The organism is Paracoccus sp. N5, from assembly GCF_000371965.1.
Classification (GTDB): domain Bacteria; phylum Pseudomonadota; class Alphaproteobacteria; order Rhodobacterales; family Rhodobacteraceae; genus Paracoccus.
In genome coordinates this window covers 1062564-1086517 of the sequence record NZ_AQUO01000001.1, presented here as the reverse complement: position 1 = coordinate 1086517, position 23954 = coordinate 1062564, and the positions used below count along the sequence as shown (strand labels likewise).

Genomic DNA, 23954 nt, shown 5'->3' with positions numbered 1-23954 from the left:
ATTGACAGGGGAAAAACGACCAGGACGTGTCGTTCCATTTTCATTCCCCGACGTTGCCGCTAACGGCTGGCTCCTGGAACCCACAGGATATCCTGCGCGCCGTTTTCATTGGCGACGCGCCCCGCCACGAACAGCCAGTCCGACAGGCGGTTGAGATATTTCACGGCGGCCGGATTGGCGCCCTCGGCGGCCGAAAGCGCCACGGCGGCGCGTTCCGCACGGCGCGCCACGGTGCGCGACAGGTGCAGATGCGCCGAAAGCGCGCTACCGCCGGGCAGGATGAAGCTGCGCAGCGGCGAAAGATCCGCGTTCATCGCGTCGATTTCCGATTCCAGCCGCGTGACCTGGGCGTCGATGATGCGCAGCACGGGATAGGGCGCCTCGGCGTCCTCCTCCATGCGCGGGCGCGACAGGTCGGCGCCGAGGTCGAAAAGGTCGTTCTGGATCACCGCGATGCGTTCGGCCAGCGCGCCCGTCGCGTGCAGCCGCGCCAGGCCCAGCGTGGCGTTCAGCTCGTCCACGGTGCCATAGGCCTCGACCCGCAGCGAATCCTTGGGCACGCGCTCGCCGTTCGACAGCGCGGTCTCGCCCTTGTCGCCGGTGCGGGTATAGATCTTGTTCAGGACGACCATCACTTGCTCCGGGCCCAGAGATACAGCAGGAAGACGGCGATGGCGATGGCCTGGGCAATGATGCGCCAGCGCATCATGCGGTTGCCGTGCTTGCGGTTGAACTCGCCGCCCTTGGCGAAGCCGCCGATGCCGGTCGCGAGGATCACCACCACCGCGAGGCAGCAGATCACCAGCAGGTAGAACAGCGGATCGTTTCGCATCGCGGGCCCCTTTTCGGCGGTGACACTAGCTGCGTCGCGCGAACCAGTCCAGTGCGCGCGTCGAAAGCAGCCGCCTGCCGATGCCCGAGATATGCGTCGGCGTGGTGACGTAGTAGCGCGGGCGGGGATTCGCCGATTCCAGCGCCAGCGCGATCCTTTCGCTGACGGCGCGGGGCGGCAGCTCGAAGCGATCCTTCTTCGGCGCCGGCTCATAGAGCCGCTTCAGCAGCGTGCGGCGGTATTGGTCGGCGCGGGGGCTGGCCTGCCAGTCGATCCAGGCCTCGAAATGCGGGATCGAGTTCAGGCGGATCTTCGTGCCGATGGGGCCGGGCTCGATCAGCACGAATCTGACCGGCGTGTCGGCCATCTCGACGCGCAGCACGTCGGTCAGCCCCTCCAGCGCGAATTTCGTCGCCACATAGGCGCCGCGCCAGGGGATGCCGACCAGCCCCAGGACCGAACTGATGTTGACCACCCGCCCGCCCTGCTTGCGGAAATGCGGGATCAGCCGGCAGGTCAGGTCGTGGGTGCCGAACAGATTCGCCTCGAAGATCGACCGCAGGGCGCCGCGCGGGAGGTCCTCGGCGGCGCCGGGAATGGCGAAGGCGGCATTGTTGACCAGCGCCGTCACGCCCTGCGCCGCTGCCGCCTTGGCGCAGCGGGCCACGCTGTCCTCGTCGGCCAGCTCCAGGTGCAGGGGGGCGAAGCCTTCGGCGCGGCGGGCCTCCAGATCCGCCTCGCGGCGGCAGGTCGGGATCACCCGCCAGCCGCGGTCGCGCAGGTGATGCGCCGCGTCGAGGCCGATGCCCGAGGAGCAGCCGGTGATCAGGACGGTCTTCATCGCGCCTCCGGTTTTTGCGGCTGTTCTGGGGCAGGACGGGGCTTCGCGCAAGCCGCGCATTTCCGGCTGGACCGGCGCGGGCGGCGGGCCTATTTGTCGGCCATGTCAGACGATCCGAACACCTCCGATCCGGTTCAGCCCGATCAGACCAGCTCCGAGCCGCTGTCGCGCGCCATCGGCGAGCGCTACCTGACCTATGCGCTGTCGACGATCATGAACCGGGCGCTGCCCGATGCCCGCGACGGGCTGAAGCCGGTGCATCGCCGCATCCTGTTCGCCATGCGCGAATTGCGGCTGTCGCCCAGCGGCGCCTTCCGCAAATCGGCCAAGATCAGCGGCGACGTGATGGGCAACTATCACCCGCATGGCGACGCGGCGATCTATGACGCCATGGCGCGGCTCGCCCAGCCCTTCGCCATGCGCTATCCGCTGGTGGACGGGCAGGGCAACTTCGGCAATATCGACGGCGACAACCCCGCCGCCAGCCGCTATACCGAGGCCCGCCTGACCGCGGCCGCCGAGGCGCTGATGGAGGGTCTGGCCGAGAACGCGGTCGATTTCCGCCCGAACTATGACGGCACGCTGGAAGAGCCCGTCGTGCTGCCCGCCGCCTTCCCGAACCTTTTGTGCAACGGCGCCAGCGGCATCGCGGTCGGCATGGCGACCAATGTGCCGCCGCACAACCTGCACGAGGTGATCGACGCCTGCCTGCATCTGATCAAGGCGCCGGACGCCCGCGACGACACGCTGGTCAGCATCATCCCCGGCCCGGATTTCCCGACCGGCAGCGTGCTGGTCGAATCGCGCGAGGTGATCGCCGAGGCCTACCGCACCGGCCGCGGCAGCCTGCGCCTGCGCGCGCGCTGGTCGGTCGAGGACCTGGGCCGCGGCAACTGGCAGGTGGTCGTGACCGAGATCCCCTATCAGGTGCAGAAATCCAAGCTGATCGAGCGGCTGGCCGAGGTGATCCAGCTGAAGAAGGTGCCGATTCTGGCCGATGTCCGCGACGAATCGGCCGAGGACATCCGCATCGTGCTGGAGCCCCGCACCCGCGCCGTGGACCCCGAGCAGCTGATGGCGGCGCTGTTCCGCGTCAGCGACCTTGAGGTGCGCTTCGGCCTGAACATGAACGTGCTGATCGACGGCCGCGTGCCCAAGGTCTGCTCGCTGAAAGAGGTGCTGCGCGCCTTCCTTGACCACCGGCGCGAGGTGCTCTTGCGCCGCTCGAATCACCGGCTGGACAAGATCGCGGCGCGGCTCGAGGTGCTCGAGGGCTACATGATCGCCTTCCTGAACCTCGACCGGGTGATCGAGATCATCCGCCACGAGGACGAGCCCAAGGCGGTGATGATGGCCGAGTTCCGGCTGTCCGAGGTGCAGGTCGAGGCGATCCTGAACATGCGCCTGCGCGTGCTGCGCCGGCTCGAGGAAATGGAGCTGCGGACCGAGCACGAGAACCTGACCGCCGAGCGGGCCGAGCTGATGGCCATGCTTGCCGACGAATCGGCGCAATGGGGCCGCATCGCCGGCGAATTGCGCGAGACGCGGACGAAATTCGGCAAATCCGCCCCCGGCGGCCAGCGCCGCACCGAGATCGGCGAGGCCGGCGAGGTGGCCGAGATCGACATGGATTCGATGATCGAGCGCGAGCCGGTCACGGTGATCCTGTCGAAGATGGGCTGGATCCGCGCCATGAAGGGCCATCAGCCGCTGGATGCCGAGGTCAAGTTCAAGGATGGCGACGGCCCCTTCATGGCCTTCCACGCCGAGACCACCGACAAGCTGATGGTCTTTGGCGCCAACGGCCGCTTCTATACCCTGCCCGCGAACAACCTGCCCGGCGGTCGCGGCATGGGCGAGCCGCTGCGGCTGATGATCGACCTGCCGAACGATGCCGGCGTGATCGCCATGTTCCCCTGGCGCGAGGGGCGCTGGCTGGTCGCCTCGAAGGCCGGAGACGGCTTCATCGTGCCGGCGGCCGACATTCTGGCGCAGACCCGCGCCGGCAAGCAGGTGCTGAACGGCGAGGCCGCGCTGTGCCGTCCCGTCACCGGCGACCATCTCGCCGTGGTGGGCGACAACCGCAAGCTGCTGGTCTTTCCGCTGGACGAACTGCCCGAGATGGGCCGGGGCAAGGGCGTGCGCTTGCAGAAATACAAGGACGGCGGCCTGTCGGATGCGATCTGCATCACCTTGGCTGACGGATTGCGCTGGCAGGAAAGCGGCGGCCGCACACGGACCGAGCCCGACCTGACCGAATGGCTGGGCAAGCGGGCCGGCACGGGCTACATGGCGCCGCGCGGCTTCCCGCGCGACAACAAGTTCAACTGACCAGGCGGGGCCTGCCCCGCCCGTCCCGTCAGCTGCTGGTTACCGGCTTGATCACCGGCTGTTCGGTCTGGGTCTGGGCCGACTGGTCCTGTTTCACCTTGTGGCCCGGGCAATCGGCCAGGGCCGGCAGGGCCGTCACCAGCAGCGCCAAGGCGACGGCGGCGGTCTTGCGGATCATCACGCGCTCTCCTTTTCTGGCTTGCACCGGATTAGGCTCGCATGGCTGCATGATTCGGACAAATCACGATTCGCGGTCGCGCACCTGCTTGACGCCGGTCAGCATCGGCCGGACCAGGTCCTCGCGCTTCCAGAAGCGATAGAACAGGATCACCCCGATATGCAGCGCCACCAGCAGCAGGATCAGGTTGGCGCCGAGCCCGTGCCAGCCCACCGCCTTGGCGCGCGTGGCGCTGCTGACATAAGAGGCCAGCGGCCCGACGTTGATATAGTCGTCCGGGTCCGAGATCAGCCCGCTTGTGACCTGCGCCGCCAGCACCGCCAGCATGGCGATCACCGACAGCGCGCCCAGCGGGTTGTGGCCGGGCCAGTGGCTGGGCTCGCGCAGGAACATGCCGCGCATGTAGCCGGCGATGGCGCCAGGGCCCCGGATGAAATGCGAAAACCGCGCCGGGGCCGGGCCGACAAAGCCCCAGACCAGCCGGAACAGCAAAAGCCCCGCCACGACATAGCCGCACCAGAAATGCAGCGTCATCTTCGCGGGGCCGAACTGGCCGAGGCACCAGCCGGCGGTGACGAAGAACGCCAGCAGCCAGTGGAACCCGCGCAACAGCGGGTCCCACAGCCGGACCTCTCGCACAGGGCCCGGCATCAGCTCTTTTCGCGGAAATTGTCGTGGCAGGCCTTGCAGGCGCCGCCCAGCTTCTGGACCACCGGCCCGACATTGGCCGCGCCGCCCTTCACCGCCTCCGAGGCGCCGGTCGCGGCCTCTTGCAGCCCGGCGAACTTGGCGCGGAACTCCTCCATGTCGGTCCAGATGTCGGGCTTGGCGGCGCTGTCCTCGGCCTGGCCATGGGCGCTGCCCTCGATGAACAGGCCGGGCAGGTCGTAATGGGTCAGCGCCTCGATATTGGCGGCGGCGCGGCTGGCCGCGGGTTCGTCATAGGCGATGTCGCCCTTGGCCATGCCCGAAAGCGTGCCCATGTTGATCGCCAGCATCTGATAGAAGCCGTGGCGGGCCTCGATGGCCTGGTGGATCGGGTCGTCGTCCTGGGCGATGGCGGCCAGCGGCACCGCGGCCAGCGCGGCGGCGAGAATCAGGCGCATGTCAATTCCTTTCATGTGGCTTTCGGCTGCATTTTCAAAGGCGCGCGTGGGCCAAGCGTCGCACAACCGGCCGGTTCTGCCAACGCGGCTGAAATGCCGATTCCGTGAAGGACCGCGCGTCCCTCCGGCTTTTTGGGCCTTGGGCGCCGGGTTTTGCGCAAAATCCGGGCAGCGGCGTGCGACAGGCGGGTATGCGGACGGTTTTGCTTGCCCGATGCCGCGTTGCGGCGCAACCTGAAGGAGACGGGGCCGCATCCCCCGTCCACGCGCCCCGGGCCGCACGGGGTCTTCATGGCAGCCGCCGTTCATGCCCGCGTCTCCTCCCTCCACGCGGGCATGGGCGGCGGCTTTTTAACCAGCCGGGCGGCGTTCCAGCAGATAGATGTCCATGATCCAGCCATGCGCGGCGCGGGCCCTGGCGCGGGCCGCCAGGATGCGCGGGCCGGCCTCGGCCAGGGGGCCGGCGATCAGCAGCTCTTCGGGCATGCCCAGGAAGGCGCCCCACCAGATCCGCACGCCCTGCGGATCGAGGCTCTGGAACGCGCAATCCCCGTCCAGCATGACCACGGCGCGATCGGTGCCCGGGGGCCAGCCGTGGTCGCGGATCTGCCGGCCGGTGGTGATGGTGACCGGCTCGGCGACCGCGTTCAGCGGGATGACATGCGCGGCGCAAAGCGCCTGGATCGCGGTGATGCCGGGAATGACGCGCAGGTTCAGCGGCAGGCGCCGCGCCACGCGCTCGGCGATGCGCAGCGTGCTGTCGTAAAGCGAGGGATCGCCCCAGACCAGCAGCGCCGGGCGGATGGCGCCATGGCTGCGGATGACCTTTTCCCATTGGTCCGCGATGGCGTCGTGCCAGGCCTCGACGCCTTGGCGATAGCCGTGTTTCGCCTCGCGCGCGGGCATGTCGAACAGCGCCATGGGCGGCGGGCTGGTCAGCACGCGCCGGCACAATGCCTGGCGCAGCTGGGCCAGGTCGGCCTTGTCCCCGCCCTTCGAGGGGATCAGGATCAGGTCGGCCGCCGCCATGGCCGCGATGCCGTCGCGGGTCAGGTGGCCGGGGCTGCCGGTGCCGATGCCGATCAGCGTCAGCGCGATCATGGCGCCTCTCCGATCAGGTGGAAGAAGCTGCCCGAGGCATGGCCGCGCTGCGATCCGGTCTCGGGCACCGCATCGCCATTGGCGTCGGTGACGCGGGCCAGGGGCGCGTCGGGCTGGGCGAGGATGGTGGCATAGTGGAACTCGTGCCCCGCCAGCGGCTGCGGGTAGAGCCCGGCCAGCGGCTCGGCCCGGCGATAGCCCAGGTGCATGCGGCGCTGCGCGTAGCTGGTCTCCAGCCCCAGCAGGCCCGCCATCTGATGCCGCGTGCCCCGCGCATCGACCAGCCCGGCGCCCATCGCCATATAGCCGCCGCATTCGCCATGCACCGGCCGGGTTTCGGCAAAGCGCCGCAGCCCGGCGCGGAAGCGGTCGGCCGAGGCCAGGGCCCCCGCGTGCAGTTCGGGATAGCCGCCCGGCAGCCAGCAGGCCCCGGCGCTGTCGTCGGGCGCCTGATCGGCCAGCGGCGAGAAGGGCAGGATCGTTGCCCCCGCCGCCCGCCATCCGGCGACCAGATGCGGATAGACAAAGGAAAAGGCATCGTCCTGCGCCAAGGCGATGCGCTCGGCCGGCGGCGGCAGCGGGCAGAACGGCTCGGGCGCGATGCCGCCCCGTGCCGCCGCGATGATCGCGTCGAGGTCCAGATGCCGCTTCGCCGCCGCGCCGGCCCGGTCCAGGAGCGCCTGCAAACCGGCATGTTCGCGCGCCTGCACCAGGCCCAGGTGGCGCTCGGGCAGCTCGATTCCGGCCTCGCGCGGCAGGACGCCCAGCACCGGGATCGAAAGCCGGTCGAAGGCCTGCCGCATCAGCGCCTCGTGCCGCGGCGAGGCCGTGCGGTTCAGCACCACCCCGGCAAGCCGCACATCGGGTCGCATCTCGCGAAACCCCAGCGCCACGGCGGCGGCGGATTGCGCCTGGCCCTTGGCGTCGATCACCAGCAGCACCGGCCAGCCGGTCAGTGCGGCCACGTCGGCGCTGGCGCCGTTGCCGCAGCCGCCCGGCCGGGCCACGCCGTCGAAAAGGCCCATCGAGCCCTCGGCCACCGCGATGTCGGCCGGCCCGGCGCTGCCGACCAGATGCGCGATCTGCGCCCGGCCCATGGCCCAACTGTCGAGGTTGAAGGACTCGCGCCCGGCCGCCGCGCGGTGAAAGGCCGGGTCGATGTAATCCGGCCCGCTCTTGAAGGGCTGCACCACCAGCCCGCGCGCCCGCAAGGCCGCGATCAGCCCCAGCGTGACCGTGGTCTTGCCGCTGCCCGAAGCGGGGGCGCTGACGACAAGGCCCCTCATTCCGGGAACCGCGGCGCGGTGCCGACCGGGCGGAAGCGGCGGTCGTAATCGCCGGCATAAAGCCGGCTTTCGTCGAAGCCCTCGGCCGCCAGGGCCGGGCCGACCAGGATCAGCGCCGTGCGCTCGCCCGCGCCGATGCCGGGGTCCAGCGTCGAAAGCGTCGCGCGAATGATGCGCTGGTCGGGCCAGCTGGCGCGGAACACCACCGCGACCGGGCAACCCTCGCCGTAATGCGGGATCAGTTCCGCCTGCACCCGGTCCAGCACATGCACCGACAGGTGGATGGCCAGCGTGGCGCCGGTGGCGGCGAAATTCGCCAGGGTCTCGCCCTCGGGCATCGCGGAGGCCCGCCCCGAGGTCCGGGTCAGCACCACCGATTGCGCCACGCCCGGCAGGGTCAGCTCGGCCCCCAGCGCCGCCGCCGCCGCCGCAAAGGACGGCACGCCCGGCGTCACGTCATAGGGGATGCCAGCCGCGCGCAGCCGCCGCAGCTGTTCGCCCATCGCCGACCAGACCGACAGGTCGCCCGAATGCAGCCGCGCCACGTCCTGGCCCTCGGCATGCGCTGCCGCGATTTCGGCGATGATCGCGTCCAGGTCCATGCTGGCGGTGTTCACGATCCGCGCGCCGGGCGGGCAATGGCTCAGCAGCGCCTGCGGCACGAGGCTGCCGGCGTAGAGGCAGACCGGGCAGGCGGCGATCAGGTCGCGGCCGCGCAGGGTGATCAGGTCGGCGGCACCGGGGCCGGCGCCGATGAAATGGACGGTCATGCGGGGTCTCCTTCGGCAATGGCGCAGGTCGCCATGCCGTCTTGCGAAAGGACGCGGGGGGTCACGATGCGGGCGCCGGGGGCCAGCGCCGCCAGCGCCGCCGCCTCGGCCAGCGAGCCGGTGGCAAAAAGGGCGCGGACGCGCGGCGATTGCGTGGGGGTGGCGCGGCCCGCGACCTCGACCGCCAGCAGCGGCAGGGCCAGTTGCGCGGCCAGGGCGCGGATCGCCGGCGCCTCGGCCTTGGCCGTTGCGGTGGCCAGCGCATCGGCGGCGCCCGCCCGGGCCAGCGCATCGGCCAGCGAGGCGGTGCCGGCCGCCTTGCGGAAGCCCAGACCCGCGACCCTCATGGCCGGCTCCAGAGGGTGACGCTGCGGGCCGGGGTCCAGCCGCGCATCCGGCCCAGCGGCGCCGCCTCCTCGACCGACAGGCGGGTCAGGCGGCCGCCAAGCCGGGCGTGCAGCTGGGCGACCAGAGCCTCGGTCTCCAGCGTGACGGCGTTGACGACCAGCCGGGCCGGGGGCAGGGCGGCGATGACCTCGGCATTGGCGCCGCCGCCGACGAAGATCGCATCGGGCGCGGGCAGGCCGGCCAGCGCCGCGGGCGCCGCGCCCGCGACACGACGCATGCGGCCGGCCAGCCCGAAAGCCTCGATATTGGCGGCGATGTTCGCCAGCCGGTCGGGCCGCGGCTCGACCGTCACGGCGCGCCCGCCGTTCAGGCACCATTCCACGCTGACCGAGCCCGAGCCGCCGCCGATGTCCCACAAGAGTTCCCCGGTCCGGGGCGCCAGATGCGCCAGCGTCACCGCCCGCACCGCTTGCCGGGTGATCTGACCGTCATGGGCAAAGGCGTCGTCGGGCAGGCCGAAGCCGCGCGGCAAGCCGCTGCCCGGCGGCAGGTCCGCCCCGTCCAGCGCCACCGCGACCGGGGCGGCGCAGTCCAGCGCAAAGCCGCCCGCACGCGCCTGCCGGATGCGTTCGCGCGGGCCGCCAAGCGCCTCCAGCACCACCATGCGCGTCGCGCCCAGCCCCTGCGCCGCCAGCCATTCGGCCAGGCCGCGCGGGGCGTCGCCGTCGCGCAGCAGGCAGATCGCCCGCGCCCCCCGCGCCAGCACCGGGCGCAGCCTGGCAAAGGGCGCGGCGTGCAGGCCCAGGCAGGCCACCTCCTCCAGCCGCCAGCCCAGCCGGGCGGCGGCCAGCGAAAACGTGCCCGGGGCGGGATAGGCGCGCCATTCGCCGGGTGCCAGCGCCTCGGCCAGCGCGGCCCCGGCGCCATGCCAGAACGGATCGCCCGAAACCAGCGCCGCCACCCGCCGCCCGCGCTGCGCGAGCAGCGGCGCCACCGAAAACGGCACCGGCCAGGGCTGCCCCGCGACGCCCGCCAGCGCCAGGTGCCGGGGCGCGCCGAAGACGATTTCCGCGCCGGCCAGCGCCTCGCGGCTTGCGTCGGTCAGACCTGCCGGTCCATCTTCGCCCAGACCGATGATCGACAGCCAGGGCTCAGCCATGACGCGCATCCTTCTTCTGGGCGGCACGACCGAGGCCGGCGCCATGGCCCAGGCCCTGTCCGGGGCCGGGACCGAGGCGGTGTTCTCCTATGCCGGCCGCACCGCCAACCCCGCCCCGCAGCCGCTGCCGACCCGCATCGGCGGCTTCGGCGGGGTCGAGGGGCTGGTGCTGTTCCTGCGCGAGAACGGCATCAGCCATGTCATCGACGCGACGCATCCCTTTGCCGAGGGCATGAGCCGCAATGCCATCGCCGCCTGCGCGCGGGCCGGGGTGGCGCTGATCGCGCTGGAGCGCCCGGCCTGGACCCCAGAGCCCGGCGACCGCTGGACCCGCGTCGCGGATTACGCGGCGGCGGCGCGAGCCTTGCCCGGCGACGGCTCGACCGTGTTCCTGGCCATCGGCCGGCAGAACCTGGCGCCCTTCGTCGGGCTGAAACACCGCTGGCTCCTGCGCTTTGCCGAGGTCGCGGCCCATCCCCTGCGCGACGCAACGCTGATCGCCTCGCGCGGGCCCTATACGGTGGCCGGGGATGTCGCGCTGATGCAGCGCCATGCCGTCGCCCATATCGTCGCCAAGAATGCCGGCGGCCGCGCGGCCGAGGCCAAGCTTGCCGCCGCGCGCCAGCTGGGCCTGCCGGTGGTGATGATCGACCGGCCCGCGCTGCCCCACCGCCACAGCGTGGCGACGGTGGCCGAGGTGATGGCCTGGCTTCATGGCGCCGACCGGGGCGTATAGACCCAGGGGCCGACCCGCCGCGTGGCGCTGTTGCCCAGGATGACCACGGTGCGCATGTCGGCCATCTCGGGGCGGGCCTCGGCCAGCGTGGTGGTGCGGATCGCCTCGTCCGGGGTCGAGACGGCGCGGGCGAACGAGATCAGTCGGTCGGGCCCGCATTCCTCGCGCAGGATCTCCAGCACGCGGGCAAAGCCCTCGGGCCTGGCGCGCGAGCGCGGGTTGTAGAAGGCCATGGCGAAATCCGCCTGCGCCGCCAGCCGCAGGCGTTTCTCGATCAGCGCCCAGGGCTTCAGATTGTCCGACAGGTTGATGGCGCAGAAATCATGCCCCAGCGGCGCGCCCAGCCGGGCGGCGGCCGCCAGCATGGCGGTGATGCCGGGCAGGATGCGGATCTCGGGGGCATCCGCGCGCCCCTCCAGCGCCTCGAACAGCGCCGAGGCCATGGCGAAGACCCCCGGATCGCCCGAGGAAACCACCGCCACCCGCCGCCCCGCTGCGGCCAGGTCCAGCGCATGGCGGGCGCGGTCCAGCTCGACCCGGTTGTCCGAGGGGTGCAGCACCAGCCCGGGCCGCGGCGCGACGCGGGCGACATAGGGGATATAGCCGATCACGTCGGTCGCCTCGGCCAGCGCGGATGCGACCTCGGGGGTGACCAGATCCTCGGCGCCGGGGCCCAGGCCCGCGACCGCGACCCAGCCGCTCATTCGGCGGCATCCGCCAGCGGACGGCGGCCGTTGCCATGCACCAGCACGGTCGCGAAATAGGGGCAGGCCTCCAGGTCGGCCTGCGCCAGCGGGGTCACGCGCTGGTTCGGCATGGTGCCGCGCTCGACCAGCCAGGCGTCGCCCATGCGGCCCGAGGCCGCCAGCGCGCGGGCGATCTTGGGCAGGTTGCGGCCGGTCTTCATCACCACCAGGGCCTGCGCCCGCTGCATGTGGCGGGCCAGTTCCGCCTCGGGCAGCGTGCCCATCAGCACCGTCATCGCATCGTCGCCCCAGGTCATCGGCTGGCCGACCGCGTTCCAGCAGCCGGTCATGCCGGGAATGCCGGGGATCACCTCGACCTCGGCCAGGCCCTGCAAGCGCGCATGCAGGTGCATGAACGAGCCATAGAACAGCGGGTCGCCCTCGCACAGCACCACCACGTCGCCGGTCGCGGCCAGCGCGGCCAGCCGCGCGGTCCAGTCGTCGTAGAAGGCCGACAGCAGGCGGTTGTATTCCGGGCTGTCGAAGGGGATCTCGACCGTCACCGGATATTCCATCGCATGCTCGATGACGCCCGGGGCCAGCATCTCGGCCACGATGCGGCGGGCCTGGCCCGGCCGGCCCTTCTTGCGGAAATAGGCGATCTGGCGCGCCTGCCGGATCGCCCGGTCGGCGCGGACCGAGATCAGGTCGGGGTCGCCCGGACCAAGGCCGGCGCAGATGATCTTTCCGGGTTTCGGACCCATGGTCATTCCTTCCGGCTGGCCAGCGCGTTGACGGCGGCGACGGTGATGGCCGAGCCGCCCAGGCGGCCCCGCACGACAAGCGCCGGCGCCGGCAGGTCGGCCATCAGCGCATCCTTGGATTCGGCGGCGCCGACGAAGCCCACCGGGCAGCCGATGATCGCCGCCGGGCGCGGGCAGGCGGGGTCCTTCAGCATGTTCAGCAGGTGGAAGAGCGCGGTCGGCGCATTGCCGATGGCGACCACGGCGCCCGCGAGGTCGTCGCGCCACAGCTCCAGCGCCGCCGCGCTGCGGGTATTGCCCATGCGCGCGGCGAGGTCCGGCACGCGCGGGTCGTGCAGGGTGCAGATCACGCGATTCGCGGCGGGCAGGCGCGGGCGGGTGATGCCCTCGCTGACCATGCGTGCGTCGCAGAGGATCGGCGCGCCCGCCGCCAGCGCCGCCCGCGCCGCCTCGGCCATGCCGGGCGAGAATTGCACGTCGCGTTCCAGCCCCACCAGCCCGGCGGCATGGATCATGCGCACCACGACCGGCTCTTCCTCGGGGGAAAAGCGCGCCAGTTCGGCCTCGGCGCGGATGGTGGCGAAGGACTGGCGATAGATCGCGGCGCCGTCGGTTTCGTAATGGTGCATGGTCGGGCCTTGGGTTTTCGAGGGGATGGCATGCGGCGCGAAATCGGGCAAGTGCAGGATCTGTGCCATGCTCAGCTGCCGCGCCGCCGGCGGATCGGATGGGGTGCCGTCGCGGATCAGGTCGAAGCGGTCCGGCCCGACCGCGACCAGCGTGACCGAGGCCGGGCCTTGCCGCGCGCAGCCCTTGGCGCAGGCGCTGGCATGCAGCGTGCCGCGCAGCCGGGGCGCCAGCCGGCGGGCCAGCGCGCGCACATCGGCCAGGGCCTGCGGGCAGCCGGGCGCGCCGGTGCAGGCGTGGCTGCGCAGCAGCGGGTTGTCCGGGGCCTCGATGGCCCCGGCGAGCCGGACCGGCGTCGCCGATTCCACCAGCAGCATCCGCCAGGGCGTCAGCCGCACCGGCGCGGCGATCCGGGCCAACTGCGCCGCCGTGACCTGCCCGAAGGCAAAGCCGACCAGCCAGCCGCCAAGGCACGCGCCCGGCTGCGGCGGCGCGGCAGGCCGGGGCCGCGGACCCGGGACGGCGCCCGGTGGCGGCGGCAAGCAGGCCGCCAGCGCCGCCATGCGGCCGCGCCCGTCCTTCACGCCGCCCTGCGCCACGAACCAGCGCGCCAGCGCCAGCGCGGTCTCGGCCCCGCCCAGCAGCGACCAGTCGGCGCCCTCGGGCCAGCAGCGCCAACCGCCGGGGCCGGGGATCAGCCGGATGTCGGTCGGCGCCTCGGCCAGCACCGGCGCGGCCTCGTCCACGGCAAAGCCGAACTTGCCCGGCAGCGCCGGGGCGTCGGCGGCGGTCAGCAGGGCGGCCAGCCGTGCGGCCTCGGCCCAGGCCGCGCCGCCCACAGGGGCCAGCGGCGACAGCATGACATTGCGCCGCGCCTCGGCCTCGGGGGTGGCATCCAGCAGGTCCAGCGCCGCCAGCGCTGCGACGGCCTTGGCATGGCCGATCCTGTCCAGCCCGCGCAATTGCAGGTTGGCGCGGCTGGTCAGGTCGATCAGCCCGTTGCCGTGGCTCCAGGACAGGTCGGCGATGGCCTGCACCTGATCCGCCGCCAGCCGCCCGTTGCGCGCCCGGATGCGCAGGACCAGCCCGTCGCCCGATTGCATCGGCCGCAGCGCGCCGGGGCACCAGCCTTTGACCTGAAAGCTCATGCCACCCCCAGGACCGAGTTGCGCCGGCTGACCCAGAGGCCCGCCTCCAGGAGCCGCGCGAAAAGCGCGCGCATGGCGGCCAGCGCGGCCGGGTTTTCCCGTGCCATGAACTCCACGACATCGGGTCGGCCCAGCGTCGCCTCGTGGTAGAGGTCGAACAGGTGCCCCGGCACCACCCCGGCCAGATTGGCGAAGGCCGCCATGTGGTCCAGCGTCGCCGCGATCTCGGCCGCGCCGCGAAAGCCGTGCCGCATCATGCCATCGGCCCAGGCGGGGTTGGCGGCGCGGGCGCGGGTGACACGGGCGATTTCCTCGGTCAGGGTCCGGGCGCGGGGCGCGTCGGGGCGCGTCGCGTCCAGATGGTAAAGCGCCGGGACCGCGGCCCCGACCCGTGCCATGGCGGCGGCGAAACCGGCCTCATGCGCGGCATAATCGGCGGCCAGCAGCAGATCGGATTCCGGCAGGTCCTGGGCATGGACAAAGGCGTCGGCCCCGGCCAGCCGGTCGCGCAGCGCCTGCGGCTGGTGCGAGATGCGGCCGTCGGCGCCGATGGCATGGGAGGATGCGGCGAGCCAGGCCTCGCCCGCCGCCGTCCGCGCCTCGGCGGTGAAGGTCTCGGCCAGATCGCCGATGCCCAGCCCGTAGAGCCCGGGCTTCGGGCCGAAGACCCGGGGCGCGCGTGCCAGATAGGGATTGTCCGCGGGCGCCTCGTCGCGGGTGGCCAGCGCGGCGGCGCCGGTCTCGAACAGCTGCGCGAGGCCGGGGAAGATGTCGCGGAACAGGCCCGAGACCCGCAGCGTCAGGTCGATGCGCGGCCGGCCCAGTTCCGCCAGCGGCACCACCTCGACGCCGGCGACCCGGCCCGAGCCCGCATCCCAGCGCGGCGCAAGCCCCGCCAGATGCAGCGCCATGGCGAATTCCTCGCCCGCCGTGCGCATGGTGGCGCTGCCCCACAGGTCGACGACCAGCCCGCGCGGCCAGTCGCCATGGTCCTGAAGATGGCGGCGCAGCAGCTCCTCGGCCAGCTTCACCCCCTGGGCATGGGCGTTTCGGCTGGGCACGGCGCGCGGGTCCACCGCGTAGAGGTTGCGCCCGGTCGGCAGCACATCCGGCCGGCCCCGCGCGGGCGAGCCGGAAGGCCCCGGCGCGACCGGCCGCCCGGCCAGCGCGCGGGCCAGCCCCAGCGCCTCGCCCGGCGCGGCGCCATAGACATGCAGCCGGTCGCCGAAGCGGCTGTCCTTGAGATCGCAAAGGAAGCGGTCGATCAGCGGGATGGCCTGCGCCGAGGCGGCCTCGGGCGGCAGGCCCAGGTCGGCCTCGACGCCCGCCGCGCGCGCCTCGTCGCGGATGGCGCCGATCAGCCGGTCGCGGCGGCGCGGGTCCAGCCCGTCCGCGGTGGAATATTCGTCCAGCAGCCGTTCCAGATGCGCCAGGTTTTCCGGCATCTCGGCCGCGACCAGGGGCGGCGGCAGGTGGCCCAGCGTCACTGCGGAAAGCCGGCGCTTGGCCTGTGCCGCCTCGCCCGGATCGTTGACGATGAAGGGATAGACGACCGGCATGTCGCCCAGCAGCGCCTGCGGCCAGCAGGCCGGCGATAGCGCCACCGACTTGCCCGGCAGCCATTCCAGCGTGCCATGCGCGCCCATATGAACCAGGGCGTCGGCCTGGGTCCGCAGCCACAGGTAGAAGGCCACGTATTCGTGGCGCGGAGTGCGGCTGAGGTCGTGATAGTCGTCAGCGCGGGTCTGCGCCGCGCCGCGTTCGGGTTGCAGCGCGATCAGGTCGGCGCCGTGGCGGATGGCGGCGAAACCCAGCCTGTCGGGCGGCGGGCCCCAGGCGGCATGAAGATCGTCGCGCAGGCCCTGCGGCAGGGCCGCCAGCGCGGCGCGATAGTCGGCGGCGGGCCAGTCGATGCGCTCGGTCAGCAGCCTTTGCGCCAGCCCGGCGTGGTCCAGACCCAGCATGGCGCCGGCCGAGGCCAGCGCGTCGAGCCCGACCGCATGGGCCAGCTGATGCGCCTTGCCGGGATAGGTCGAGAGCACCACCGCCCGCCGCGCCGCCGGCAGCGCCAGCCGCGCCCGGATCCGCGCCACCGCCTGCGCGACCAGCGCCGGGTCGGGGGTGTGGACCAGGCGGGCGAATTGCAGGTCGGGATCGCGCGGCTCGGCCGCCTTGAAGCTGATCGCGCCCAGGAAGATGCGGCCGTCGACCTCGGGCAGAACGACGTGCATGGCAAGGTCGGCGGCGGACAGGCCGCGATCCTCGGCAGCCCACAAGTCCCGCGTGGCGGTCGAAAGCGCGACCTGGAACACCGGGCAATCCGCCGCGTCGAAGGGCGTGGCGCCGGCATCGTCGCGCGCGGAAAAGGCGGTCAGGTTCACCACCGCGCGCGTGCCCGGCAGATGCGGCGCGAGCCAGTCCGCGAAACCCGGCGCCTTCAGCGAGGGCGCGAAGACCCCGCTGGCCGGCAGGCCCGCCGCGCGCAGCGCCCGGATCATCGCATCGACCGGGCCAAGGTCGGCGCTGGTCAGGTAGCTGCGATAGAAGCTGACCAGCACCCCCGGCTCGGGCCGGTCGGTCACGCCCCGGTCGGGGTCGTAGAAGCCGAAGTCGGGCAGCTGCGACTGGCCGGTGACCGGCGCGGCCTCCAGCCCCGCCGCCCGCGCCAGTTCCGCCAGCGCCATCTGCGCCGCCACCGCGCCGCCCTGGTCGCACAGCGCCGACAGGCGGCGCAGCGTCTCGCCCGGCAGGGTGGAGAACCGCTCCAGCACCGGATCGGGGCGGCCGTCGGCGGGCAGCAGCGCCAACGGGATGCCCTGCCTGCGGGCCAGGTCTTGCAGCGTGGCGACGCCATAGGGCCAATAGGCCTCGCCGCCGATCAGCCGCACCAGCACGGCGCGGGCATGGGACAGCACCGAATCGGCATATTGATCGACCGAGACCGGGTGGCGCAGCGCCGAGATATTGCACAGCCGCAGCGAGGGCAGGCCGCCCGCGGCGCCCGATCGAGCCTTGTGCCAGCCCGCCGCGAAGGCGCCGAGGTCGCTGTCGGAATAGGACAGCACCACCAGATCGGCCGGGGTCTGGCCGGGATCGGTGGGGGTCTCGGTTTCCTCGAGCCCCCGGCTTTCGCGGAAAACGACGTGCATCTAGCCCACCAGAATCGCCCGGATCGCGGCTTCGTCGATGTCGTCATGTTCGGCGATGACGACAAGGCGCGACAGGCGCGGCCGATCGCCCCAGGGCCGGTCGAACTGATGCCGCACACGCTCGCCCACCGCCTGCACCAGCAGGCGCATCGGCTTGCCGGCGACGGCGACATGGCCCTTGACCCGCAGGGCCTTCTGCTCGCGGGCCAGGCGCTGGATGCGGGCGGCCAGATCGGCGGGGTCGGCGATTTCCGGCAGGTCGATCACCACCGAATCGAAATCGTCATGCTCGTGATCGTCGGCGCCGTCGTGATGGCTGGGGCGGGCGTCGAGGTCGTCCTCGGCCGCCGCCGCCAGGCCCAGGATCAGCCGCGGGTCGATGACGCCATCGGTCAAGGGCAGGATCGGCAGGCGACGCGGGGTTTCGGCCTCGATCACCGCGCGGGCGGCGGCCAGCCCGGCCTCGCCCGCCAGGTCGGCCTTGCTCAGCAGCACGATGTCGGCGCAGGCGATCTGGTCCTCGAACACCTCGGACAAGGGCGTCTCGTGGTCGAGGCTGGGATCGGTGGCACGCTGGGCCTCGACCGCGGCTTCGTCCGGGGCGAAGCGGCCGGCGGCCACGGCTTCGGCATCGGCCAGCGCGATCACCCCGTCCACGGTGATGCGCGAGCGGATCGCCGGCCAGTCGAAGGCTTTCAGCAGCGGCTTCGGCAGCGCCAGGCCCGAGGTCTCGATCAGGATGTGGTCGGGCTTGACGGGCATCGCCATCAGCCGCTCGAGCGTCGGGATGAAATCGTCGGCCACGGTGCAGCAGATGCAGCCGTTCGACAGCTCCATGATGTTCTCGGCCGGGCAATTCTCGTCGGCGCAGGATTTCAGGATCTCGCCATCGACGCCCATGGTGCCGAATTCATTCACCAGCACCGCCAGCCGCTTGCCCTGCGGCTCGGACATCAGGTGGCGGATCAGCGTGGTCTTGCCGGCGCCCAGGAAGCCGGTGATGACGGTGACGGGGGTCTTGGTCAGGTCGGTCATGATTCATCCAGTCGGGGGCCCAAGGGCGGAGGAATGCGCGCGATGCTGCGCTTGCGGAAAATCGGGCTGCGCTCGCGCCAGGGCACGATGCCGTCGGGCGTGGCGGCATAGGCGCTGGCGCCTTGCAGGATCTCGGCGGCGTCCGCGGGTTCCATGCGGCCATAGACATAGGTCCAGCGGTCGGGGCCGGAGAGCGCGATGGCGGCGCCGTTCGAACAGGCGGACAGGCATTCGACCGGGCGGATGGTCACGCCCGCCGGATCGGGGTGGCGCAGCAGCGCCGCCATCAGGCGCTGTCCCGGCACGGGCTGGCCGTCGACGACGGGCTCGCCGGCGCGGCAGGTGATGCAGACATGCAGCGTCACGGTCATGCCTCAAGTCCCCTGGTCATGGCGGCATGAGGCAGGGCGCAGGCGCCCGAACCCCAGCAGGAACACCCCGTCCGCCGGTCAATCCTTCGTTGCGCGGCAGGTCTCCCGGCTTGCGGATTCGGGCGATGGCCCACGGGCGCCCGCCTTCCCGGCCTTTCGGGCCAGTGGCATCGGGCGACCTTTCCGGTCACGGTCGCGGGGGCGGCTGCTTTCGGGCTTTCACCCGTCGCATTCCCTTTTCACCTGTCATAGGACAGGAACCGGCGCGCCCCATGCTCTGCGCTGCCGGCCCCCGCTTGTCAAGCAAAGGAGTCCCGATGGAAACCGACGACAACGCCCGCCACGCCCAGAAGATGGCCAAGGTCAAGGCCGCCCGCGACCGGATGATGGCCGGCAAGCAGGGCGAAAAGGGGCTGGTCATCGTCCATACCGGCAAGGGTAAGGGCAAGTCCTCGTCCGGCTTCGGCATGATCCTGCGCTGCATCGCCCATGGCATGCCCTGTGCCGTGGTGCAGTTCATCAAGGGCGCCTGGGACACCGGCGAGCGCCGGCTCTTGACCACGCATTTCGGCGACCTGTGCCAGTTCCACGCCATGGGCGAGGGCTTCACCTGGGAGACGCAGGACAAGGCCCGCGACATCGCCGCCGCCCGCGCCGGCTGGGACAAGGCCAAGGAACTGATCCGCGATCCAAGGATCCGCATGGTGCTGCTCGACGAGATCAACATCGCGCTGCGCTACGACTATCTGGAGCTGGACGAGGTGCTGGGCTTTCTGCAGGGCGAAAAGCCGCCGATGACCCATGTCGTGCTGACCGGGCGCAATGCGAAGCCGGAACTGATCGCCGCCGCCGATCTTGTGACCGAGATGGAGATGGTGAAGCATCCGTTCCGCGACGGCATCAAGGCCCAGCCGGGGGTGGAGTTCTAGGCCGGAATCGGCTCATCTGACGACGTAAAACGGCTTTGCCTGCGTGCGAGAGGAATATTCATGCTCTATTTCAGACAAGGACTTGTGGCGCTGCTGGCGCTGGGGCCGGTCTCGGCCGCCTGGGCGGTGCCGGCGACCAACGAGGGCGCGGCGCGGCTGACCGGCGTCTTGCAGACCTATCTGGGCGCGACCGAGGGCGTGGTCAGCGTCACCCCGCAGGGCGACAGCTACCAGCTGACGATCGATCCGGCGCCGCTTCTGGCGCAGGTGCCGGATGCCCGGGCGCAGATCACCGTCTCGCCCCTGACCTATACCTTGACCGACAACGGCGACGGCAGCTGGGGCGTCAGCGAGGACCAGGTGCTCAGCTGGTCGGTGGTGGTGCCGAAGATGTTCGAGCAGAAGGGCACCACCAAGGTGCAATCCACCGGCATCTGGGACGAGGCGCTGAAGGGCTTCCGCGAGCAGAAGGCGGTGATGACCGATTACGTCATCGATTCCGTGCAATATGGCCCGCCCGAGGCAATGGGGCCGGACGGCATGCCCGTCGCGCCCGCGCCGGATGCCGAGCCGCAGGTCATCTCGCGCGACCACCAGACCACCGCGCGGATGGAGGTGGAAATGACCGGCACCGCCGGCAAGGCGGGCGGCGTGGACCAGGCGATGGCCTTCACCGCCACCGACCTGAAGCAAAGCCAGGAGCTGGTGTTCGGTCCCGGCGGGGCGCCGATGCTGATCGAGGTTTCGGCCCCCGGCTATGACGGCAAGGGGCTGATGGCGGGCGCCCGCTCGGAGGGCGTCCTGTCGCTTCTGGCCTGGTTCGTCGCGCATCCGTCCGAGGCGCAGATCAAGCAGTCGCAGGACGGGCTGCGCGACCGGCTGGCCGCCGCCATGCCGCTGTGGGACGAGCTGAGCCTGGAGATGGCGATCCGCGACATGAAGATCGGCTCGCCCATCGGCGAATTCGGCCTGGCCTCGGCCACGCTGGGCCTGGGGCTCAGCGGCGCTGTGCCGGACGGGCGGCTGGCCGAGAAGCTGGTGCTTTCTGGCCTGACCGTGCCCGAGGGCGTGCTGCCGTCCTGGGTCGCGCCGATCCTGCCGCAAGAGGTGTCGCTGGACTTCGCCGCCTCGGACTTCGACCTGGCGGCGCCGGCGAAGCTGCTGATCGAGAGCTTCGACCTGAATGCCGAGGAGCCGCTGGCCAAGCTCTCGCCCCAGCAGATGCAGCAGGCGCTCCTGCCCGACGGCAAGGCGACGCTGAAACTGGCGCCCTCGCAGATCAAGGGCGACGGCTATCAGATCGACTATCGCGCCGATGTGGCGGTCGGTCCGGGCGCGGCGCCGGTGGGCACGGCGCTGATCTCGGCCAGCGGACTCGACACGCTGGAATCGGCGCTGGCCGCCGCGCCGCAGGACGAGGCCGCGCAGCCGCTGATGATGCTGCGCATGGCCCGCGCCATGTCGAAGCCGGGCGAGGGCGGCGACGCGGTCTGGGATATCCAGATGCCCGAAGGCGGGCAGATCAGCGTGAACGGCCAGCCGATGGGCCCGCCGCCCGCGCCGCCGCAGCAGTAAGCCGCCACCCCCAGAAAACGGGCCCCGCCGCGCGCCGGCGGGGCCTAGCGTTTCTGCCAGCCTGGCGCGGTATTGGCCTGCCAGCCGGTGCGATGCAGCAGCGGCGTGTCGTCGGTGAACTCGGGCCAGCCGAGGCACAGAAGCGCGGTGAATTCCCAGCCCTCGGGCACTTGCAGCAGCGGGCCGACATGCGCCGGGTCCAGGATCGAGACCATGCCCAGCCCCAGCCCGCGCACCCGCGCCGCCAGCCATAGCGTATGGATCGCCATGGCGGTGGACTGGTGCAGCGTCGCCGGCATGGTGGCGCGGCCCAAGCCGTGACCCTCGGCAGGGCTCGTGTCGGTAAAGACCGCGAGCCAGACCGGCGCCCGGTCCAGCCCGGCCAGCTTCAGCGCGTCATAGGCGCGGCGCTGCTCGCCCTGATAGCCCGTGGCGGCCTCGGCATTGCAGCGCAGGAAATCGGCGCGGATCTCGGCCCGCAGGCCCGGGCTTTCGACGCGGATCACCCGCCAGGGCCGGGAATTGCCGACCGAGGGCGCAAGCTCCATCGCGGCGTGCAATTCGTCCAGCAAGGGTTCGGGCACCGGGTCGGTGCGGAAATGCCGCATGTCGCGGCGCCAGCGCAGGATGCGATCGAGCGTGTCGCGGTCGGATTCGTCGAATTGGGTCATGGCCAGTCCAACTCTACCCAGACCAGGCGATGCGCGGAAGCGGTCAGCGCCGCCTTGGCGAGCGGCCCCTCGGCCGGCCAGAACACGCCCGAATCGGTGATCTTCAGCCCCTTCGCGGGCAGGACGTAATCCACCCGCAGGTTGCCCGGCGGCTTGTCGTCGGGCCAGTCGCCGGTATCGAGGCCCGGGTCGCCCTTCTGGCTGTCGTTGACACCGCCCTTGGCCGCCGCGCCGCCGGCGCTGCGGGGCAGGGGGTCGGTGACATGCGCCATGACCTGCGCCAGCGCCTGCGGCCTGCCCTCGCTGTCCTGGGGATCCAGGTTCAGGTTCCCGGCCAGCACGAAGGGCGCATCGGGCAGGTGCCCCAGCCAGAAGGCCAGCTCGTCGTGGTTGCGGCGGCCGTTCAGATCCTCGGGCCCGTCGAAGACCGGCGGCGTCGCCGACATGGCCAGCAGGTGCAGCGGCCGGCCCGCCACCGTCACCACCGCGTCCCAATGCCCGGTCGAGGACAGCCGGCGCACCGCCCGCACCTCCTCGGGCAGCGCGGGCATCAGGTTGCCGGGCAGGTCGCGCCACAGGGCATCCGTGTAATCCGTCACCGGGCCGATGGGGTGGCGCGAGAGGATCGCCATGCCGCCCTGGCCGGTGAATTCGCCGAAGCCCTGGGCATCGTCCGCGGTGCCCAACCGCCCGTCCGCGTCCAGGTCCAGCCCGGTCGCCGTGCCGCTGTTCGGTCGGGCGGCGAAGCGGTGCGGATAATCCAGCCCGGCCTGCGCCAGCCGGGCGGCAAAGGCATCCAGCGCCTTGCCGTCGAAATCCCAGTCGAAATCGGTCAGCAGCAGGATGTCGGGCCGGGTTTCGGCCAGCACGGCGACGACGGCGGCGATCTGCGCATCCTCGCGGCCGAGATCGCGCAGCAAAAGCCCCGGCCCGTCGCGCGACAGGTCGGGGCTGTAGGTGGCAATGCGCAACGGCGCGGCCGTCGCCGGCAGGGCGGCGACAGCCAAGGCAAGGGCGAGCGCCCTTACACCCAAGGCCGGCTCTGGGCCATCTGCGTCTCGTAGGCGTCGATCGAGGGCGCCTTCTCCATGGTCAGGCCGATGTCGTCCAACCCGTTCAGCAGGCAGTGGCGGCGGAACGGGTCCAGCTCGAAGGAGAAGCTCTGGCCGTCCGAGGTGGTCACGGTCATGGCCTCCAGGTCCACGGTCATGCGGGCGTTGGCGCCCTTGCGGGCGTCCTCCATCAGCACGTCCACCACCTCTTGCGGCATGACGATGGGCAGGATGCCGTTCTTGAAGCAGTTGTTGTAGAAGATGTCGGCGAAGCTGGTGGAGATCACGCAGCGGATGCCGAAATCGAGGAGCGCCCAGGGCGCATGTTCGCGCGAGCTGCCGCAGCCGAAGTTGTCGCCGGCGACGATGATCTGGCTGTCGCGCCAGGCCGGCTGGTTCAGCACGAAATCCGGCACCTCGGTCCCGTCGGGATTGTAGCGCATCTCGTCGAACAGGTTCTTGCCCAGACCCGAGCGGTGGATCGTCTTCAGGAACTGTTTCGGGATGATCATGTCGGTGTCGATATTGACCAGCGGCATGGGGGCCGCGATGCCGGTCAGGGTGGTGAACTTGTCCATTTCTTGATCCTCGCAGAATTGACTTGGGGGCGCAGCCCCCGTTAACCGAGACCCGTCCGGCGCGCGGCGCCATGTGCATACGGGTTTCGCTGATGTTTTTCGGTTTTTCCAGCCTTTCCGCCCTGCGCGCCTGCATTGCGCGCGACTGGACCCCGCAGATCGGCGATCCCGAGATCACCGGCTGGCTGACGGTGCTGTCCTATCTGGCCTGCCTGGCGCTGGCGACCCTGGTGCTGCGCCGCCGCCCCGCCCGCGCGGCGCGCGGGCTGTGGCTGGCCATCGCGGTGCTGATGGCGGCCCTGGCCTTCAACAAGCAGCTCGACCTGCAGACCGCGCTGACCGCCACCGGGCGCTGCATGGCCCATGCCCAGGGCTGGTACGACAACCGCTGGCTGGTGCAGCTGGCCTTCATCGCCGGGCTGGTGCTGGGCGTGGGGGGCGCGCTGCTCTGGGCCACGAAATCCCTGCGCGGGCGCATGCGCGGCAATGGCCTGGCCCTGGTCGGGCTGGCCGTGCTGTGCGGTTTCGTGCTGGTGCGCGCGGTGGGTTTCCATCATGTCGACAGGCTCCTCAGCCTGGATTTCGCGAACCTCAAGTTCAACTTCTGGTTCGAGAACGCCGGGCTGGTGCTGATCGCGGTCAACGCCCTGCTGCTGCTGAGGCGGGGCCGCTAAGACCCCG

Annotated in this window: 25 protein-coding genes, 1 pseudogene and 1 riboswitch; of the genes and pseudogenes, 5 read left to right on the top strand and 21 right to left on the bottom strand. The window is 71.4% G+C overall.

The genetic code is table 11. The features are described from left to right. Positions 1-59 precede the first annotated feature (59 nt). The 3 genes from PARN5_RS0105500 to PARN5_RS0105490 are packed head-to-tail and all read right to left on the bottom strand — an operon-like array spanning position 60 to position 1673. Positions 60-632, bottom strand: coding sequence for a cob(I)yrinic acid a,c-diamide adenosyltransferase (locus PARN5_RS0105500; RefSeq protein WP_017998773.1), 573 nt, complete (start codon positions 630-632; stop codon positions 60-62). Beyond that, a complete protein-coding gene (locus PARN5_RS0105495; protein WP_017998772.1) occupies positions 632-832 on the bottom strand; it encodes a twin transmembrane helix small protein in 201 nt (66 codons plus the stop codon). Before PARN5_RS0105495 ends, PARN5_RS0105500 begins: the two co-directional genes overlap by 1 nt. A gap of 25 nt (positions 833-857) precedes the next feature. Beyond that, positions 858-1673, bottom strand: coding sequence for an SDR family NAD(P)-dependent oxidoreductase (locus PARN5_RS0105490; protein ID WP_017998771.1), 816 nt, complete (start codon positions 1671-1673; stop codon positions 858-860). Between the two features lie 102 nt (positions 1674-1775). On the opposite strand from PARN5_RS0105490, the gene parC reads away from it, so the two are divergent. After that, positions 1776-4004, top strand: coding sequence for a DNA topoisomerase IV subunit A (parC, locus tag PARN5_RS0105485; protein WP_017998770.1), 2229 nt, complete (start codon positions 1776-1778; stop codon positions 4002-4004). 28 nt (positions 4005-4032) lie between these two features. Here parC and PARN5_RS24070 read toward each other — a convergent pair whose 3' ends face one another. The 8 genes from PARN5_RS24070 to cbiE all read right to left on the bottom strand — a co-directional run bounded on the left by PARN5_RS24070 (position 4033) and on the right by cbiE (position 9952). Further along, complete coding sequence (locus PARN5_RS24070; protein ID WP_017998769.1) at positions 4033-4182, bottom strand: hypothetical protein; 150 nt, start codon at positions 4180-4182, stop codon at positions 4033-4035. A gap of 63 nt (positions 4183-4245) precedes the next feature. After that, positions 4246-4833: a cytochrome b/b6 domain-containing protein gene (locus tag PARN5_RS0105475; RefSeq protein ID WP_017998768.1), complete on the bottom strand. Its 588-nt coding sequence runs from the start codon at positions 4831-4833 to the stop codon at positions 4246-4248. Continuing rightward, complete coding sequence (locus PARN5_RS0105470; protein WP_017998767.1) at positions 4833-5288, bottom strand: cytochrome c; 456 nt, start codon at positions 5286-5288, stop codon at positions 4833-4835. The genes PARN5_RS0105475 and PARN5_RS0105470 overlap by 1 nt, the downstream gene beginning before the upstream one ends. Before the next feature lie 351 nt (positions 5289-5639). Continuing rightward, positions 5640-6389, bottom strand: coding sequence for a precorrin-6A synthase (deacetylating) (cobF, locus tag PARN5_RS0105465; RefSeq protein WP_017998766.1), 750 nt, complete (start codon positions 6387-6389; stop codon positions 5640-5642). After that, a complete protein-coding gene (locus PARN5_RS0105460; RefSeq protein ID WP_017998765.1) occupies positions 6386-7675 on the bottom strand; it encodes a cobyrinate a,c-diamide synthase in 1290 nt (429 codons plus the stop codon). The genes cobF and PARN5_RS0105460 overlap by 4 nt, the downstream gene beginning before the upstream one ends. Beyond that, on the bottom strand, positions 7672-8445 hold the full coding sequence (gene cobM, locus PARN5_RS0105455) for a precorrin-4 C(11)-methyltransferase (protein WP_017998764.1): 774 nt from the start codon (positions 8443-8445) through the stop codon (positions 7672-7674). Before cobM ends, PARN5_RS0105460 begins: the two co-directional genes overlap by 4 nt. Further along, entirely contained in the window at positions 8442-8792 is a 351-nt protein-coding gene (locus PARN5_RS0105450) for a cobalamin biosynthesis protein (RefSeq protein WP_017998763.1), read from the bottom strand. Before PARN5_RS0105450 ends, cobM begins: the two co-directional genes overlap by 4 nt. Next, positions 8789-9952, bottom strand: coding sequence for a precorrin-6y C5,15-methyltransferase (decarboxylating) subunit CbiE (gene cbiE, locus PARN5_RS0105445; RefSeq protein WP_017998762.1), 1164 nt, complete (start codon positions 9950-9952; stop codon positions 8789-8791). Before cbiE ends, PARN5_RS0105450 begins: the two co-directional genes overlap by 4 nt. On the opposite strand from cbiE, the gene PARN5_RS0105440 reads away from it, so the two are divergent. Then, positions 9951-10688 (top strand): cobalt-precorrin-6A reductase, encoded by a 738-nt coding sequence (locus tag PARN5_RS0105440; RefSeq protein WP_017998761.1) that lies wholly within the window; start codon positions 9951-9953, stop codon positions 10686-10688. The genes cbiE and PARN5_RS0105440 overlap by 2 nt on opposite strands. On the opposite strand, the gene cobJ is transcribed toward PARN5_RS0105440, so the two are convergent. The 7 genes and pseudogenes from cobJ to PARN5_RS0105405 all read right to left on the bottom strand — a co-directional run bounded on the left by cobJ (position 10664) and on the right by PARN5_RS0105405 (position 18468). Further along, on the bottom strand, positions 10664-11392 hold the full coding sequence (gene cobJ, locus PARN5_RS0105435) for a precorrin-3B C(17)-methyltransferase (RefSeq protein WP_017998760.1): 729 nt from the start codon (positions 11390-11392) through the stop codon (positions 10664-10666). The two genes, PARN5_RS0105440 and cobJ, sit on opposite strands and share 25 nt — an antisense overlap. After that, positions 11389-12144, bottom strand: coding sequence for a precorrin-2 C(20)-methyltransferase (cobI, locus tag PARN5_RS0105430; RefSeq protein ID WP_017998759.1), 756 nt, complete (start codon positions 12142-12144; stop codon positions 11389-11391). Before cobI ends, cobJ begins: the two co-directional genes overlap by 4 nt. Then, positions 12141-12767, bottom strand: a complete 627-nt coding sequence (locus PARN5_RS24505; RefSeq protein WP_036744739.1) for a precorrin-8X methylmutase — start codon at positions 12765-12767, stop codon at positions 12141-12143. Before PARN5_RS24505 ends, cobI begins: the two co-directional genes overlap by 4 nt. A 918-nt stretch (positions 12768-13685) precedes the next feature. Beyond that, positions 13686-13868 (bottom strand): annotated as a pseudogene (locus PARN5_RS24795) (precorrin-3B synthase); the annotation flags it as partial. Between the two features lie 41 nt (positions 13869-13909). After that, positions 13910-17062 carry a cobaltochelatase subunit CobN gene (gene cobN / locus PARN5_RS0105415; RefSeq protein WP_017998757.1) on the bottom strand — a complete coding sequence of 1051 codons (3153 nt, stop codon included), beginning with the start codon at positions 17060-17062 and terminating at the stop codon, positions 13910-13912. Next, the gene (gene cobW, locus PARN5_RS0105410; protein WP_017998756.1) at positions 17063-18097 is read right to left on the bottom strand and encodes a cobalamin biosynthesis protein CobW; all 1035 of its coding nucleotides are present in this window, start codon (positions 18095-18097) and stop codon (positions 17063-17065) included. After that, positions 18094-18468 (bottom strand): DUF1636 domain-containing protein, encoded by a 375-nt coding sequence (locus PARN5_RS0105405; RefSeq protein WP_017998755.1) that lies wholly within the window; start codon positions 18466-18468, stop codon positions 18094-18096. The genes cobW and PARN5_RS0105405 overlap by 4 nt, the downstream gene beginning before the upstream one ends. A 77-nt stretch (positions 18469-18545) precedes the next feature. Further along, positions 18546-18748: riboswitch (cobalamin riboswitch) on the bottom strand. A 37-nt stretch (positions 18749-18785) separates the two neighbouring features. On the opposite strand from PARN5_RS0105405, the gene cobO reads away from it, so the two are divergent. Continuing rightward, complete coding sequence (gene cobO, locus PARN5_RS0105400; protein ID WP_017998754.1) at positions 18786-19397, top strand: cob(I)yrinic acid a,c-diamide adenosyltransferase; 612 nt, start codon at positions 18786-18788, stop codon at positions 19395-19397. 60 nt (positions 19398-19457) lie between these two features. Continuing rightward, entirely contained in the window at positions 19458-20972 is a 1515-nt protein-coding gene (locus PARN5_RS0105395) for a hypothetical protein (protein WP_017998753.1), read from the top strand. Positions 20973-21016: 44 nt separating this feature from the next. Here the strand turns inward: PARN5_RS0105395 and bluB are convergent, their stop codons facing one another. From bluB to leuD, 3 genes are read right to left on the bottom strand one after another with little or no spacing between them, the layout of a single operon-like run. Beyond that, positions 21017-21643 (bottom strand): 5,6-dimethylbenzimidazole synthase, encoded by a 627-nt coding sequence (gene bluB, locus PARN5_RS0105390; RefSeq protein WP_017998752.1) that lies wholly within the window; start codon positions 21641-21643, stop codon positions 21017-21019. Further along, on the bottom strand, positions 21640-22650 hold the full coding sequence (locus PARN5_RS0105385) for an endonuclease/exonuclease/phosphatase family protein (protein WP_017998751.1): 1011 nt from the start codon (positions 22648-22650) through the stop codon (positions 21640-21642). Before PARN5_RS0105385 ends, bluB begins: the two co-directional genes overlap by 4 nt. Positions 22651-22667: 17 nt before the next feature. Continuing rightward, positions 22668-23273 (bottom strand): 3-isopropylmalate dehydratase small subunit, encoded by a 606-nt coding sequence (gene leuD, locus PARN5_RS0105380; protein ID WP_017998750.1) that lies wholly within the window; start codon positions 23271-23273, stop codon positions 22668-22670. Positions 23274-23365: 92 nt separating this feature from the next. On the opposite strand from leuD, the gene PARN5_RS0105375 reads away from it, so the two are divergent. Beyond that, positions 23366-23947, top strand: coding sequence for a hypothetical protein (locus tag PARN5_RS0105375; protein ID WP_017998749.1), 582 nt, complete (start codon positions 23366-23368; stop codon positions 23945-23947). Positions 23948-23954 lie beyond the last annotated feature (7 nt).

Bases quoted from the DNA above. Each gene is read 5' to 3' on its own strand.
- PARN5_RS0105500 (WP_017998773.1), bottom strand. From the start codon at position 632: ATGGTCGTCCTGAACAAGATCTATACCCGCACCGGCGACAAGGGCGAG.
- PARN5_RS0105495 (WP_017998772.1), bottom strand. From the start codon at position 832: ATGCGAAACGATCCGCTGTTCTACCTGCTGGTGATCTGCTGCCTCGCG.
- PARN5_RS0105490 (WP_017998771.1), bottom strand. From the start codon at position 1,673: ATGAAGACCGTCCTGATCACCGGCTGCTCCTCGGGCATCGGCCTCGAC.
- parC (WP_017998770.1), top strand. From the start codon at position 1,776: ATGTCAGACGATCCGAACACCTCCGATCCGGTTCAGCCCGATCAGACC.
- PARN5_RS24070 (WP_017998769.1), bottom strand. From the start codon at position 4,182: ATGATCCGCAAGACCGCCGCCGTCGCCTTGGCGCTGCTGGTGACGGCC.
- PARN5_RS0105475 (WP_017998768.1), bottom strand. From the start codon at position 4,833: ATGCCGGGCCCTGTGCGAGAGGTCCGGCTGTGGGACCCGCTGTTGCGC.
- PARN5_RS0105470 (WP_017998767.1), bottom strand. From the start codon at position 5,288: ATGCGCCTGATTCTCGCCGCCGCGCTGGCCGCGGTGCCGCTGGCCGCC.
- cobF (WP_017998766.1), bottom strand. From the start codon at position 6,389: ATGATCGCGCTGACGCTGATCGGCATCGGCACCGGCAGCCCCGGCCAC.
- PARN5_RS0105460 (WP_017998765.1), bottom strand. From the start codon at position 7,675: ATGAGGGGCCTTGTCGTCAGCGCCCCCGCTTCGGGCAGCGGCAAGACC.
- cobM (WP_017998764.1), bottom strand. From the start codon at position 8,445: ATGACCGTCCATTTCATCGGCGCCGGCCCCGGTGCCGCCGACCTGATC.
- PARN5_RS0105450 (WP_017998763.1), bottom strand. From the start codon at position 8,792: ATGAGGGTCGCGGGTCTGGGCTTCCGCAAGGCGGCCGGCACCGCCTCG.
- PARN5_RS0105440 (WP_017998761.1), top strand. From the start codon at position 9,951: ATGACGCGCATCCTTCTTCTGGGCGGCACGACCGAGGCCGGCGCCATG.
- cbiE (WP_017998762.1), bottom strand. From the start codon at position 9,952: ATGGCTGAGCCCTGGCTGTCGATCATCGGTCTGGGCGAAGATGGACCG.
- cobJ (WP_017998760.1), bottom strand. From the start codon at position 11,392: ATGAGCGGCTGGGTCGCGGTCGCGGGCCTGGGCCCCGGCGCCGAGGAT.
- cobI (WP_017998759.1), bottom strand. From the start codon at position 12,144: ATGACCATGGGTCCGAAACCCGGAAAGATCATCTGCGCCGGCCTTGGT.
- PARN5_RS24505 (WP_036744739.1), bottom strand. From the start codon at position 12,767: ATGCACCATTACGAAACCGACGGCGCCGCGATCTATCGCCAGTCCTTC.
- cobN (WP_017998757.1), bottom strand. From the start codon at position 17,062: ATGCACGTCGTTTTCCGCGAAAGCCGGGGGCTCGAGGAAACCGAGACC.
- cobW (WP_017998756.1), bottom strand. From the start codon at position 18,097: ATGACCGACCTGACCAAGACCCCCGTCACCGTCATCACCGGCTTCCTG.
- PARN5_RS0105405 (WP_017998755.1), bottom strand. From the start codon at position 18,468: ATGACCGTGACGCTGCATGTCTGCATCACCTGCCGCGCCGGCGAGCCC.
- cobO (WP_017998754.1), top strand. From the start codon at position 18,786: ATGGAAACCGACGACAACGCCCGCCACGCCCAGAAGATGGCCAAGGTC.
- PARN5_RS0105395 (WP_017998753.1), top strand. From the start codon at position 19,458: ATGCTCTATTTCAGACAAGGACTTGTGGCGCTGCTGGCGCTGGGGCCG.
- bluB (WP_017998752.1), bottom strand. From the start codon at position 21,643: ATGACCCAATTCGACGAATCCGACCGCGACACGCTCGATCGCATCCTG.
- leuD (WP_017998750.1), bottom strand. From the start codon at position 23,273: ATGGACAAGTTCACCACCCTGACCGGCATCGCGGCCCCCATGCCGCTG.
- PARN5_RS0105375 (WP_017998749.1), top strand. From the start codon at position 23,366: ATGTTTTTCGGTTTTTCCAGCCTTTCCGCCCTGCGCGCCTGCATTGCG.